General features: G+C 63.0%; 12 protein-coding genes and 4 pseudogenes. 6 read left to right on the top strand and 10 right to left on the bottom strand.

The window, feature by feature from the left end:
* The 7 genes and pseudogenes from ybgC to aspS form a co-directional block, all read right to left on the bottom strand.
* On the bottom strand, window positions 1-444 hold the full coding sequence (ybgC, locus tag B3E91_RS18680) for a tol-pal system-associated acyl-CoA thioesterase (RefSeq protein ID WP_273229440.1): 444 nt from the start codon (window positions 442-444) through the stop codon (window positions 1-3).
* 62 nt (window positions 445-506) lie between these two features.
* Window positions 507-1,394 (bottom strand): annotated as a pseudogene (gene ruvB / locus B3E91_RS18675) (Holliday junction branch migration DNA helicase RuvB); the annotation flags it as partial.
* Window positions 1,393-1,839 (bottom strand): annotated as a pseudogene (locus tag B3E91_RS18670) (AAA family ATPase); the annotation flags it as partial. The pseudogenes ruvB and B3E91_RS18670, both read right to left, overlap by 2 nt.
* Window position 1,840: 1 nt before the next feature.
* Complete coding sequence (gene ruvA / locus B3E91_RS18665) at window positions 1,841-2,446, bottom strand: Holliday junction branch migration protein RuvA (protein WP_090228070.1); 606 nt, start codon at window positions 2,444-2,446, stop codon at window positions 1,841-1,843.
* Window positions 2,447-2,467: 21 nt separating this feature from the next.
* Window positions 2,468-2,992 carry a crossover junction endodeoxyribonuclease RuvC gene (ruvC, locus tag B3E91_RS18660; RefSeq protein WP_273229437.1) on the bottom strand — a complete coding sequence of 175 codons (525 nt, stop codon included), beginning with the start codon at window positions 2,990-2,992 and terminating at the stop codon, window positions 2,468-2,470.
* A 142-nt stretch (window positions 2,993-3,134) separates the two neighbouring features.
* A complete protein-coding gene (locus B3E91_RS18655) occupies window positions 3,135-3,881 on the bottom strand; it encodes a YebC/PmpR family DNA-binding transcriptional regulator (protein ID WP_090228074.1) in 747 nt (248 codons plus the stop codon).
* 73 nt (window positions 3,882-3,954) lie between these two features.
* Complete coding sequence (gene aspS / locus B3E91_RS18650; RefSeq protein ID WP_090228077.1) at window positions 3,955-5,730, bottom strand: aspartate--tRNA ligase; 1,776 nt, start codon at window positions 5,728-5,730, stop codon at window positions 3,955-3,957.
* 54 nt (window positions 5,731-5,784) lie between these two features.
* On the opposite strand from aspS, the gene B3E91_RS18645 reads away from it, so the two are divergent.
* The 4 genes and pseudogenes from B3E91_RS18645 to B3E91_RS18630 form a co-directional block, all read left to right on the top strand.
* Complete coding sequence (locus tag B3E91_RS18645) at window positions 5,785-6,015, top strand: hypothetical protein (RefSeq protein WP_287030930.1); 231 nt, start codon at window positions 5,785-5,787, stop codon at window positions 6,013-6,015.
* A gap of 112 nt (window positions 6,016-6,127) precedes the next feature.
* Window positions 6,128-6,598 (top strand): Dps family protein, encoded by a 471-nt coding sequence (locus B3E91_RS18640; RefSeq protein WP_090228079.1) that lies wholly within the window; start codon window positions 6,128-6,130, stop codon window positions 6,596-6,598.
* Between the two features lie 309 nt (window positions 6,599-6,907).
* Window positions 6,908-7,180, top strand: a pseudogene (locus tag B3E91_RS18635) (cold shock domain-containing protein membrane protein); the annotation flags it as partial.
* 117 nt (window positions 7,181-7,297) lie between these two features.
* Window positions 7,298-7,516: pseudogene (locus B3E91_RS18630) on the top strand (cold-shock protein); the annotation flags it as partial.
* 50 nt (window positions 7,517-7,566) lie between these two features.
* On the opposite strand, the gene B3E91_RS18625 reads toward B3E91_RS18630, so the two are convergent.
* Both B3E91_RS18625 and B3E91_RS18620 read right to left on the bottom strand, forming a co-directional pair.
* The gene (locus B3E91_RS18625) at window positions 7,567-7,773 is read right to left on the bottom strand and encodes a SlyX family protein (protein WP_090228082.1); all 207 of its coding nucleotides are present in this window, start codon (window positions 7,771-7,773) and stop codon (window positions 7,567-7,569) included.
* Window positions 7,770-8,201, bottom strand: a complete 432-nt coding sequence (locus B3E91_RS18620; protein ID WP_090228085.1) for an HIT family protein — start codon at window positions 8,199-8,201, stop codon at window positions 7,770-7,772. The genes B3E91_RS18625 and B3E91_RS18620 overlap by 4 nt, the downstream gene beginning before the upstream one ends.
* Window positions 8,202-8,670: 469 nt before the next feature.
* Here B3E91_RS18620 and B3E91_RS18615 point away from each other — a divergent pair, with 469 nt between their 5' ends.
* Window positions 8,671-9,897 (top strand): OprD family porin, encoded by a 1,227-nt coding sequence (locus tag B3E91_RS18615; protein ID WP_287030928.1) that lies wholly within the window; start codon window positions 8,671-8,673, stop codon window positions 9,895-9,897.
* An 86-nt stretch (window positions 9,898-9,983) separates the two neighbouring features.
* On the opposite strand, the gene B3E91_RS18610 is transcribed toward B3E91_RS18615, so the two are convergent.
* The gene (locus B3E91_RS18610; protein ID WP_287031013.1) at window positions 9,984-10,391 is read right to left on the bottom strand and encodes a PaaI family thioesterase; all 408 of its coding nucleotides are present in this window, start codon (window positions 10,389-10,391) and stop codon (window positions 9,984-9,986) included.
* Between the two features lie 112 nt (window positions 10,392-10,503).
* On the opposite strand from B3E91_RS18610, the gene B3E91_RS18605 reads away from it, so the two are divergent.
* Complete coding sequence (locus tag B3E91_RS18605) at window positions 10,504-12,219, top strand: proline--tRNA ligase (protein WP_273229428.1); 1,716 nt, start codon at window positions 10,504-10,506, stop codon at window positions 12,217-12,219.
* The last annotated feature ends 1 nt before the right edge of the window (window position 12,220 follow it).

The following is a 12,220-nucleotide window of genomic DNA, read 5'->3' as shown; positions in this document are numbered from 1 at the left end:
TTACTCTCCTGAAAGGGACGACGGGTCATCGGCGAAGGCTGCGCGCAGCGCTTGCGGAATGCCCCGGGGTTTCAAACTGTCGGCGCGCACACAGGCCACCAGGAACTGCCCTTCGCAGAGCAGCGCATTATCCGAGGCCCGCCGCACCTGTTGCATGAAGCGCAGGCTGGCCCTGTTCAATTCCACGACATGCGCCGTCACTTCGAGTTCGTCGTCGAGCCGTGCCGGCGCCAGGTAGCGGGCCTGCGTCGAATGCACGACGAATAGCAGATTCTCGCCGACCAGCTCGGACTGGGAGAAACCCAGTGCTCTTAGCCGTTCGGTGCGAGCCCGCTCCATGAACTTGAGGTAATTGACGTAGTAGACGATGCCCCCGGCATCGGTGTCTTCGTAGTAGACGCGACAGCGATGGGCGAAAGGCGGTACTGCGTTTTGCGCGGGCATACTCTAGTGCGCGCCTGCGTGGTTGCCAATCGGCAATGCCAAGTATTTTTTTGCCGCGATGGTCATTCGCCGGCACCCTCGAACAGATCGGCGACCGGCGCCTCGCCCAGCCGCTTCGGCACGTTGAGGCCGAAATGCAGGTAGGCATGACGGGTGACCACGCGGCCGCGGGGCGTTCGCATGATGTAACCCTGCTGGATCAGGAAGGGCTCGAGGACGTCCTCGATGGTGTGACGCTCCTCGCTGATCGCGGCGGCCAGGCTGTCGATGCCCACCGGCCCGCCGTCGAACTTGTCGATCATGGTCAGCAGCAGACGGCGGTCCTGGTGGTCGAAACCATGCTCGTCGACGTCCAGCAGGTTCAGCGCCTTGTCCGCGATGTCACGGCTGATGTAGCCGGTGCCGCGCACTTCGGCGAAATCCCGGACGCGGCGCAACAGGCGGTTGGCGATACGCGGCGTACCGCGCGCGCGGCGGGCGATCTCGTAGGCGCCCTCGACTTCCGTCGGCAGCCCGAGAATCTCCGCGGAGCGGCTGACGATGGTGGTGAGGTCGGCGGTGTTGTAGAACTCCAGGCGCTGCACGATGCCGAAGCGGTCGCGCAGCGGGTTGGTCAGCATGCCGGCGCGGGTGGTGGCGCCGACCAGGGTGAAGGGCGGCAGGTCCAGCTTGATCGAGCGCGCGGCCGGGCCTTCGCCGATCATGATGTCGAGCTGGAAGTCCTCCATCGCCGGATAGAGCACTTCCTCGACGATCGGGGACAGGCGGTGGATCTCGTCGACGAAGAGCACGTCGCCCGGCTCCAGATTGGTCAGCAGCGCGGCCAGGTCGCCCGGACGCTCGAGCACGGGACCGGAGGTGCTCTTGATCGCCACGCCCATTTCCTGGGCGATGATGTTGGCCAGGGTGGTCTTACCCAAGCCGGGCGGACCGAAGATCAGCGTGTGGTCGANNCGAGCGCGCGGCCGGGCCTTCGCCGATCATGATGTCGAGCTGGAAGTCCTCCATCGCCGGATAGAGCACTTCCTCGACGATCGGGGACAGGCGGTGGATCTCGTCGACGAAGAGCACGTCGCCGGGCTCCAGGTTGGTCAGCAGCGCCGCCAAGTCGCCCGGACGCTCAAGCACGGGACCGGAGGTACTCTTGATCGCCACGCCCATTTCCTGGGCGATGATGTTGGCCAGGGTGGTCTTGCCCAGGCCGGGCGGGCCGAAGATCAGCGTGTGGTCGAGCGCCTCCTGGCGGCCCTTCGCGGCCTGGATGAACAGCTCCATCTGTTCGCGCACGCTCGGCTGGCCGATGTACTCGGCCAGACGCAGCGGCCGGATCGCACGATCCAGCTGTTCGTCGCGCTCGCGGCTGCTGGCGGTGACAAGGCGATCGGCTTCTATCACCTCAGACCATTCCCTTCAGCGCGCGACGGATCAATTCTTCACTGCTCAAGCCTTTCTCCTGAATCGCGGCGACCGCCCGACTCGCCTCCTGCGGTTTGAAACCCAGGGAAACCAGGGCGCTCAACGCATCGTTCTCGGCGCTTGAGACTGCCATACCCGGGCGAGGTTCAACCACCAGCGTGGCGATGGAAGGCAGACTCTCCCAGGCCTTGAAGCGATCCTTGAGCTCCACCAGCAAGCGCTCCGCCGTCTTCTTGCCGACACCGGGAATCTTCACCAGGGTCGAGGTATCGCCCGCCTGGACGCAGCGCACCAGCTCGTCGACCTCCATCCCGGACATCAGCGCCAGTGCCAGCTTCGGGCCGACGCCATTGAGCCGGATCAGCTCGCGGAACAGCTCGCGCTCGCGCTTCTCGTAGAAGCCATAGAGCAGGTGAGCGTCCTCGCGAACCACCAGATGGGTGTGCAGGGTCACCGTTTCGTTCAGCGACGGCAGGCGATACAGCGTGGTCATCGGCACTTCCAGCTCATAGCCAACCCCCCCTACGTCGACGACCAGGTGCGGCGGCTGCTTTTCCAACAGGGTGCCACGCAAACGTCCGATCACGAATGCCTTCCTCAAATAATCTTACAAACGAAGCCGACCGCCGCGCCGCTTGGCGCTGGCCAGGCCATGGGGGATCAGACTCTGCCGGTGGTGCGCATGGCAGAGCGCGATGGCGAGGGCGTCGGAGGCGTCGATCTGCGGCTTCTGCACCAGCTTGAGCAGGTGCATCACCATCATCATCACCTGCTGCTTGTCGGCGCCGCCGGTGCCGGCGATGGCCTGCTTGACCTGGGTCGCGGTGTACTCGGCGATCACCAGGCCCTCTTCCGCCGCCGCGACGATCGCCGCGCCGCGCGCCTGGCCGAGTTTCAACGCCGAATCCGGATTGCGCGCCATGAACACCTGCTCGATGCCCATGGTCATCGGCCCGTGCAGGCGGATCACCTCGCGCACGCCACGGTACACCGCCTGCAGACGCTCCGGCATTTCGCCGCTGCCGGTGCGTATGCAGCCGGAAGCCACGTACTCGCAGCCACGCCCAGTGTCTCGCACCACGCCGTAGCCGGTGATACGCGAGCCGGGGTCGATACCGAGGATCAGCGTCATACCTTGTTCACCCGCAGCGCCATCCACTGTCTATTTATCCAGGCCGCGAGTATAGGGCCGGGCGACGCCTGCGTCACCGCGCCACCAACAAAAAGCCGGAAGCGCGCGAACGCGTTCCGGCTTCTTGTCACCCGGCCTGGATTCAGCCGAGCTGCTCCATGATTTCTTCGGAGATGTCGGCGTTGGAGTAGACGTTCTGCACGTCATCCAGGTCCTCGAGCATGTCGATCAGCTTGAGCACCTTCTGCGCGGTTTCCAGATCGAGCGACGCGGTGGTCGACGGAATCATCGTCACCTCGGCTTCCTCGCCCTTGAAACCGGCGGCACTCAGCGCCTCGTTGACCGAAATGAAATCGGCGAAGCTGGTGAAGACGTCGAAGGAACCGTCCTCGTTGCCGACCACGTCGTCCGCGCCGGCTTCCAGCGCCGCTTCCATCAGCGCGTCTTCGGCCACGCCCGGCGCGAAGCTGATCTGCCCCTTGCGCTCGAACAGGTAGGCCACCGAGCCGTCGGTACCGAGGTTGCCGCCGCACTTGCTGAACGCATGGCGCACTTCGGCGGCGGTACGGTTGCGGTTGTCGGTCATCGCCTCGACGATGATCGCCACGCCGCTCGGCGCGTAGCCTTCGTAGGTCAGCTCCTCGACCTTGCCGGCGTCGTCGGAACCGACGCCGCGGGCGATCGCCCGATCGATGGTGTCACGCGTCATGTTGGCGGTGAGCGCCTTGTCCACCGCCAGCCGCAGCCGCGGGTTATCCGCCGGCACACCGCCGCCCTGGGACGCGGCCACCGTGAGCTCGCGAATCAGTTTGGTGAAGATCTTGCCGCGCTTGGCGTCCTGACGACCCTTGCGATGCTTGATGTTGGCCCATTTGGAATGACCAGCCATAACTCACTCCGTCCTTCTACTCGTTCACTGTGTTACGGGGGCGCCGGCCGCGGCCGGCACTCCCCGGTGCCGATCACTCGGCCTTGGGCTGTTCGCGCAGACGAATGTGCAGATCGCGCAGCGCCCGCGAATCCACCGCACCCGGCGCCTGGGTCATGACATCCGCCGCGCTCTGGGTTTTCGGGAAGGCGATCACTTCGCGGATCGACTGGGCGCCGGTCATCAGCATCACCAGGCGATCCAGACCGAAGGCCAGGCCACCGTGCGGCGGCGCACCGAACTTCAGCGCATCGAGCAGGAAGCCGAACTTCTCGTCCTGCTCCGCCTCGTCGATGCCGAGCACGCGGAACACCGCCTGCTGCATCGCCTTGTTGTGGATACGGATCGAACCGCCGCCCAGCTCGGTGCCGTTGAGCACCATGTCGTAGGCGCGCGACAGTGCCGCCGCAGGATTGGCTTCGAGCTCTTCCGGCGTGCATTTGGGCGAGGTGAACGGGTGGTGCAGCGCGGACAGCGAACCGTCGTCGTTTTCCTCGAACATCGGGAAGTCGACGACCCACATCGGCGCCCACTCGCAGGTCAGCAGGTTGAGGTCATGGCCGAGCTTGATGCGCAGCGCACCGAGCGCCTCGCTCACCACCTTGGCGCGGTCGGCACCGAAGAACACGATGTCGCCGTCCACCGCGCCGACGCGGTCGAGGATGGTGTTGAGGTTGGCCTCAGGGATGTTCTTGACGATCGGCGACTGCAAGCCTTCGACGCCCTTGGCGCGCTCGTTGACCTTGATGTAGGCCAGGCCCTTGGCGCCGTAGATGCCGACGAACTTGGTGTACTCGTCGATACGGCTGCGCGGCATGCTCGCCCCGCCCGGCACGCGCAAGGCAGCGACGCGCGCCTTGGGATCGTTGGCCGGACCGCTGAAGACCTTGAATTCGACATCCTTGAGCTGGTCGGCGACGTCCACCAGCTCCATCGGAATGCGCAGGTCGGGCTTGTCGGAGCCGTAGCGGCGCATGGCCTCGGCGAAGGTCATGTGCGGGAACTCGCCGAACTCGAGGTCGAGGACTTCCTTGAACAGCTGGCGAATCATCTTCTCGGTCAGACCGATGATTTCGTCCTCGCCGAGGAAGCTGGTCTCGATGTCGATCTGGGTGAATTCCGGCTGGCGGTCGGCCCGCAGGTCTTCGTCACGGAAGCATTTGGCGATCTGGTAGTAGCGGTCGAAGCCGGCCACCATCAGCAGCTGCTTGAACAGCTGCGGCGACTGCGGCAGGGCGAAGAAGTGGCCCGGATAGGTGCGGCTCGGCACCAGGTAGTCGCGCGCGCCCTCGGGAGTCGGACGACCGAGGATCGGCGTCTCGACGTCGAGGAAGCCGTTCTCGTCGAGGTAGCGACGGATGCTCGAGGTGATGCTCGAACGCAGGCGCAGCTTGGCGGCCATCTCCGGGCGACGCAGGTCGATGAAGCGATAGCGCAGGCGGGTTTCCTCGCCGACATCGCTGTATTCGTTGAGCGGGAACGGCGGGGTTTCCGCCTCGTTCAGCACTTCGAGCGAGTAGCCCAGTACTTCGATGGCGCCCGAAGCCATGTTGGCGTTGCCGGCACCGGCCGGACGCAGGCGAACCTTGCCGGTGATCCTGACCACGTATTCGCTGCGCACGCGGTCGGCGAGCGCGAAGGTCTCGGCACGATCCGGATCGAAGACCACCTGGGCCAGCCCTTCGCGATCGCGGATATCGAGGAAGATGACCCCGCCATGGTCGCGGCGACGGTGAACCCAGCCGCACAGAGAGATTTCCTGACCTTCCAGGCTTTCGTTAAGTTGGCCGCAATAGTGGCTGCGCATCATGATCCGGTTTCTTCTCTTGAGTCTTGATTCGTGGGGTCGCGCGGAAGGAGCGGTATGGCGCTGAACAGGCGCCTGATCGGCCGACGGCTGCGCGAATCCGGGAGCACGCTCTTCGATCGAGTCGCCGACGCGGGGAAAACCCGACGGCGCGCCAATGAAGCGGTGAGCGGCAACAAAGCGCGGGATTATATCTGGTTAATCGACACGACGCAGCCGTCGCCCGGCCACAACCGGTCGTTGCGCAGGCCCTGCCGCATGATCCAGCGCAATCACCTGTCGGGCTGATCGACGCACCATCGAATTGCCCCGGCGAACAGCCAGCATCGCGGACGAGACGGCGCGCAGCCGCTCTATGCTAGGCTCCACTACCGCTTTCAACCACCGACAAGGAGAAGACATGGAAATCAACATCGGCATCGCAGAACAGGACCGCGCCGCCATCGCCGAAGGTCTTTCGCGACTGCTTGCGGATACCTACACCCTGTACCTGAAGACCCACAACTTCCACTGGAACGTCACCGGCCCGATGTTCAACACGCTGCACCTGATGTTCGAAGGCCAGTACACCGAACTGGCCCTGGCGGTGGACCTGATCGCCGAGCGTATTCGCGCCCTGGGTTTCCCGGCTCCCGGCACCTATGCCGCCTATGCCAGCCTCTCTTCGATCAAGGAGGAAAGCGGCGTTCCGAGCGCGGAAGAAATGATCAAGCTGCTGGTACAGGGCCAGGAAGCGGTGGTCCGTACCGCGCGCGGCATCTTCCCGCTGCTGGACAAGGTCAGCGACGAGCCGACCGCCGACCTCCTCACCCAACGCATGCAGGTCCACGAAAAAACCGCGTGGATGCTGCGCAGCCTGCTGGCAGCCTGAGCCCTACCCCCGAGAGCCTGCGCCCGCAGGCTCTCGCTTTCACATCGCACCAGAACGCACCGACCAGCCTTCTCGACGCCCGTGCTCCGAGCCGCCGGCATCACCGCCCCTTTCATCCAGCCCGACGCACGACGTGCACGCGCCACGCCGGATGCCTGATTTGAGCGCATCCTTTCTTTGCTGTTAAATACGCAGCGTGCCGCGAAGGGTGACAAGCGCGGCATAGGCTGACGAAGAGCATTCGCCTTTCCCTACAGGCATTCCGACTCAGCTCCTCCTCGTGACATCTATATAGTGAGCCACTTCAACATGCTGAGAATCGTCCATCTACTGGCGGGCGCTGCTGCCCTGCTGCTGTCCTTTGTACCTAGCCTGAGCGCCGAAGCGTTTCCCTACCTGCAACAACCCGATGCGCTCTACTTGGCCATGTTCGGCCTCATCAACCTGCTGATGGCCCCAATCGCCCCGCTCGGCAAGGTTGCCCATCCGCAACTGCAAAGCCTGGTGTCCGCCCTGCTGGTCATCGCGGTGATCGTGCAAACGCTGGTACTGCTGGCGCCCCTGCCGCTGATCGGTGGCAAACCGGCCATCTTCCTCAGCCTCATCGTGGTCGTCGTAGCCGCCGCACTGCACCTGGCCATCAACCTGCCGCGGCGCGGCTCCGAGTCCTATGCATCGAATGGCGGTGCCGAGCCGGGCAACCGCGAGACCGGCACGGTCAAGTGGTTCAACACCTCGAAGGGTTTCGGCTTCATTTCCCGCGATACCGGCGACGATATCTTCGTTCACTTCCGGGCCATCCGCGGAGAAGGCCACCGCGTGCTGATCGAAGGCCAGCGCGTGGAGTTTTCGGTAATGCAGCGCGACAAGGGGCTCCAGGCGGAAGACGTGATCGCCGCCCTGCCCGGTCGCTACTGATACCCTGCAGAAATGAAAAAGCCCGCTGATCAGCGGGCTTTTTTCTGTCCTCAATAATGAGGCGGCGGCGCCTCGTCCTGCTCGCCACTCAACTGCCCGCTCAGCTCCTCCTGCCGTCCGGCAAGGGCAGCCAATTGCACCTGCAATCGATCGATCAGGCGCTGCTGCTCGGCAACCACGTCGCTCAGCGTCTGCAACGCATCGTCCTGAAACGCCTGGCGACTCTCCAGATCCGCCATCCTCGACTCCAGACTCATGCCCCTGCCTCAATGAACGTGAAGCTGCTTGCCAGCACCATGCGCAGCTTGTCCTTGATGGTATCGACCTGTGCGGCCTCGTAGGGCTTCGGCGGGTACTTACCCCAAACCGGGGCAGGCCAGGCGACATCGGAGCGCCGGCGCGCGATCACGTGCATGTGCAATTGACTGACCACGTTACCCAGGGCCGCCACATTGATCTTGTCCGCGGCGAAGGTGTCCTTCAGGGCCTCGGCAAGAAAGGTTGTTTCATTCCACAACGCCTGCCGATCCGCCTCCGACAGTTGAAACACCTCGCTGACGTCTTCACGCCTCGGAACAAGGACGAACCAGGGATACTGGGCATCGTTGATCAATAGCAGCCTGCACAACGGAAAGTCGCCAATCGGCAAGGTGTCGTGCTCAAGTTGCGGATCCAGTGTAAACATCAGCCCCCTCCTTCTTATCCTGGCGAGCACTGCCCGCCCTCAGTGCGCCAAGGATAACGCCGCTCCCGCTGCTCGCCCTAGCATGAGGCAGACCAAAAAAATGACGCCCCAAGATCTGGCATACAGGTGGTCGCGGGCAAGTGTGAAAAAAGCGTGAAATGGTGCAGACTGATCGGCGAGCGCGAAAGTTCGGCTTTTTTCAGTTTTTTTGGATTTTGTGCACGGTTGTTGCTATCGAGAACTCAGTGTTTTCTGGCGGGCGCTAACGGGAAACCCTCTTAGCCACCCACGATCAGAAAAACGACACTGGATTTGGTCATTTGCGACATTGGCGAAAAGTTCAATACGAAACAGCTTGCAACTATCGCCAACCCAAGCTGACATGCTATAAGTTAGCGCCGATAAAAACGAAAAAGAGCAGACCCATCAATGGGCTGCGCGAATCTTCTAAACCAAAGGAGCAATCACGATGCAAGTGATGAAGTGGAGCGTAATCGCCCTGGCAGTAGCAGCGGGCACCACTCAAATGGCTGTTGCCAGTGAGCAATCCGAGTCGAAAGGTTTCGTGGAAGACAGCAGCCTGAACCTGCTGCTGCGCAACACCTACTGGAACCGTGATTACAACAAGGGCGTAGATGATCGCAAGACCTGGGGTCAAGCCTTCATCGGTACCTTCGAGTCCGGCTTCACCCAAGGCACCGTTGGTGTCGGCGTCGACGCTTTCGGCCTGCTGGGCCTGAAACTGGATGGCGGTCAGGACGACATGTTCGAACTGAAATCCAACGGCCACCGTACCGACGACGTCTCCCAAGCTGGCGCTGCGGTAAAAGCCCGCTTCTCCAATACCGTGATCAAGTACGGCAACCAGATGCCGAGCCTGCCGGTTCTGGCGTATGACGACTCCCGCCTGCTGCCGCAGTCCTTCACCGGCACGCTGGTAACCAGCAGCGAGATCGAAGGTCTCGAGCTGAACGTCGGTCGCTTCACCCAGGACAGCTCCATGGCGTCCTCCAGCAGCGATTCGGGCGAGCTGAAAAGCATCGACGTCTATGGTGGTAGCTACAAGGTCAACGACCAACTGAGCGTCGCCCTGTACGCCTCCGACGTTGAAGACACGTACAAGAAAAAGTACGCCAACGTTAACTACCAGATCCCGCTGAGCGAAGAGCAATCGCTCGCCTTCGACTTCAACATCTACAAGACGAAGTACGACAGCAACTTCTTCGCTGATGGCGCTGACAAGAACACCATCTTCAGCCTGGCCGGCACCTACGCCTTCGGCGCGCACGCTCTGACCCTGGCTTACCAGCAGAACTCCGGCGACGCAGGTTATGCCTATGACTTCGGCGACGGCGGTAGCGCGATCTTCCTGGCCAACTCCTATTACTCCGACTTCAACGCAGAAGACGAGAAATCGGTACAACTGGCTTACGACCTCGACTTCTCCGCTTACGGCGTTCCGGGTCTGACCTGGAGAACCGCATACGTCTACGGTTACAACATTGCAACCGACGACGGCGATGCCAAAGAGCGTGAATTCTTCAACCAGGTCAAGTACACCGTTCAAAGCGGTCCGGCCAAAGATCTGGCTCTGAAAGCGCGTAACTCGATCTACCGTGGCGACAACAGCTACGTCAACGGCACCGACCTGAACGAATGGCGCCTGTTCATCGAGTACCCGCTGAGCATCCTGTAATCCAGGACCTCTTCGGTTAGTCGATACGAAAAAGCCCGGCAGATGCCGGGCTTTTTCTATTCGGGCTTTGCCAGCAACGCGCCCCCTCAACTCGGCAACGCGTAGGTCCCGGTCACGTGGGCGACGAGGTTGTCGCGCGCGCCGGCCGTGTACAGCAGCACCTCGCACACCGCCTGGCGCTTGCTCAGTCGCAGGATGGTCGCTTCGGCCAGCAGATCGGTTGGCGACGGACGGGCAAGGAAATTGATGTTCAGGCTGGAGGTCACCGCCATTTCCACACGCCCCAGTCGACCCAACACCACGGCGTACATCGCCGCATCGGCAAGGGCCATCAGGGTCGGACCGGAAAGGGTGCCACCAGGCCGCACCAGCTTTGCCTGAAAAGGCACCCGCGCCAGCGCGCAGTCGGCATCCAGCCGGTCCACACGCAGATCGATGTCCTCGGCCATCAGCACGCCTTCGCGAATGAGCACCTGAACCTGTTCCGCCGTCAGCATCGCCCCGCTCTCCCCATCGCCTTTGCCCGGTGAATTCTGTACGCCACCCTGTCACCGCCGTACAATGCCGGGCCACTTCCCGCCCCAGCAACCGACAGAACGGCCAAACATGCGTACCAGTCAGTACCTGCTCTCGACCCTCAAAGAAACGCCCTCCGACGCCGTCGTCATCAGCCATCAGTTGCTGCTGCGCGCGGGGATGATCCGCAAGTTGGCGTCCGGCCTCTACACCTGGCTGCCGATGGGGTTGCGTGCGCTGCGCAAGGCCGAGGCCATCGTCCGCGAGGAGATGAATGCCGCCGGCGCGCTGGAAGTGCTGATGCCCGCCATTCAGCCAGCCGAGCTGTGGCAGGAGTCCGGCCGCTGGGAACAGTACGGCCCCGAGCTGCTGCGCCTGAAGGACCGTCACGATCGCGCATTCTGCGTCGGGCCGACCCATGAAGAAGTCATCACCGATCTGATGCGCAACGAGCTGAACAGCTACAAGCAGTTGCCGATCAACTTCTTCCAGATCCAGACCAAGTTCCGCGACGAGATCCGCCCGCGCTTCGGCCTCATGCGCGGTCGCGAGTTCATCATGAAGGACGCCTACTCCTTCCATCTGTCCCAGGCTTCCCTGCAGGAAACCTATGACGTGATGTACGGCGCCTACAGCAAGGTGTTCACCCGCCTGGGCCTGAATTTCCGTCCGGTACAGGCGGACAACGGCTCCATCGGCGGCAGTGGCTCCCACGAATTCCATGTGCTCGCCGAATCCGGCGAGGATGACATCGTCTTCAGCGACACCTCGGATTACGCGGCGAACATCGAGAAAGCCGAAGCGGTCCCGCGTGAAACCGCGCGCCCGGCGCCTGCCGAGGAACTGCGCCTGGTCGACACGCCGGAAACCAAGACCATCGCCGCCCTGGTGGACGGCTTCGGCCTGCCCATCGAGAAGACCATCAAGACGCTGGTCGTGCAGGGCGCCGAGGAAGGCACGCTGGTCGCGCTGATCGTCCGCGGCGACCACGAACTGAACGAAATCAAGGCCTCCAACCAGGCGCTGGTGGCCGCGCCGCTGGTGTTCGCCAGCGACGCCGAAATCCGCGCCGCCATTGGCGCCGGCCCGGGCTCGCTGGGCCCGCTGAACATGCCGCTGCCGTGCATCGTCGATCGCTCGGTCGCATTGATGAGCGACTTCGCCGCCGGCGCGAACATCGAAGACAAGCACTACTTCGGGGTGAACTGGGAGCGCGACCTGCCGCTGCCGGAAGTCGCCGACCTGCGCAACGTCGTCGCCGGCGACCCGAGCCCGGACGGCCAGGGTACGCTGGTGATCAAGCGCGGTATCGAAGTCGGTCACATCTTCCAGCTCGGCACCAAGTACAGCGAGGCGATGGGCCTGAGCGTGCTCGGCGAGCAAGGCAAGCCGGTCACCCTGACCATGGGTTGCTACGGCATCGGCGTATCGCGCGTGGTGGCAGCCGCCATCGAGCAGAACCACGACGAGCGCGGCATTCTCTGGCCCGACGCCCTGGCACCGTTCCAGATCGCACTGGTCCCGCTCAAGTACGAGACCGAGTCGGTGAAGGTCGCCACCGACCAGCTGTACGCCGAGCTGACTGCTGCCGGCTTCGAAGTGCTGCTCGACGACCGTGACAAGAAGACCAGTCCGGGCGTCAAATTTGCCGACATGGAGCTGATCGGCATTCCGCACCGCATCGTGGTAAGCGATCGAGGCCTCGGCGAAGGCGTCCTGGAGTACAAGGGACGTCGCGAAACCGAGAGCCAGAACGTGGCGGTTACCGACATCCTGTCGTTCATCACCGACCGTATCCGCCGCTGAC

The organism is Pseudomonas sp. UBA6310, assembly GCF_002438225.1.
GTDB lineage: Bacteria > Pseudomonadota > Gammaproteobacteria > Pseudomonadales > Pseudomonadaceae > Pseudomonas_O > Pseudomonas_O kuykendallii.
Note: the sequence above shows the minus strand (reverse complement) of the source record. Positions and strands in the feature narration are given on the sequence as shown.

Coding starts and splice junctions, on each gene's coding strand:
- aspS (WP_090228077.1), bottom strand. CDS start 5,730: ATGATGCGCAGCCACTATTGCGGCCAACTTAACGAAAGCCTGGAAGGT.
- B3E91_RS18615 (WP_287030928.1), top strand. CDS start 8,671: ATGCAAGTGATGAAGTGGAGCGTAATCGCCCTGGCAGTAGCAGCGGGC.
- B3E91_RS18625 (WP_090228082.1), bottom strand. CDS start 7,773: ATGAGTCTGGAGTCGAGGATGGCGGATCTGGAGAGTCGCCAGGCGTTT.
- ybgC (WP_273229440.1), bottom strand. CDS start 444: ATGCCCGCGCAAAACGCAGTACCGCCTTTCGCCCATCGCTGTCGCGTC.
- B3E91_RS18640 (WP_090228079.1), top strand. CDS start 6,128: ATGGAAATCAACATCGGCATCGCAGAACAGGACCGCGCCGCCATCGCC.
- B3E91_RS18620 (WP_090228085.1), bottom strand. CDS start 8,201: ATGTTTACACTGGATCCGCAACTTGAGCACGACACCTTGCCGATTGGC.
- B3E91_RS18605 (WP_273229428.1), top strand. CDS start 10,504: ATGCGTACCAGTCAGTACCTGCTCTCGACCCTCAAAGAAACGCCCTCC.
- ruvC (WP_273229437.1), bottom strand. CDS start 2,992: ATGACGCTGATCCTCGGTATCGACCCCGGCTCGCGTATCACCGGCTAC.
- B3E91_RS18645 (WP_287030930.1), top strand. CDS start 5,785: ATGGCGCTGAACAGGCGCCTGATCGGCCGACGGCTGCGCGAATCCGGG.
- B3E91_RS18655 (WP_090228074.1), bottom strand. CDS start 3,881: ATGGCTGGTCATTCCAAATGGGCCAACATCAAGCATCGCAAGGGTCGT.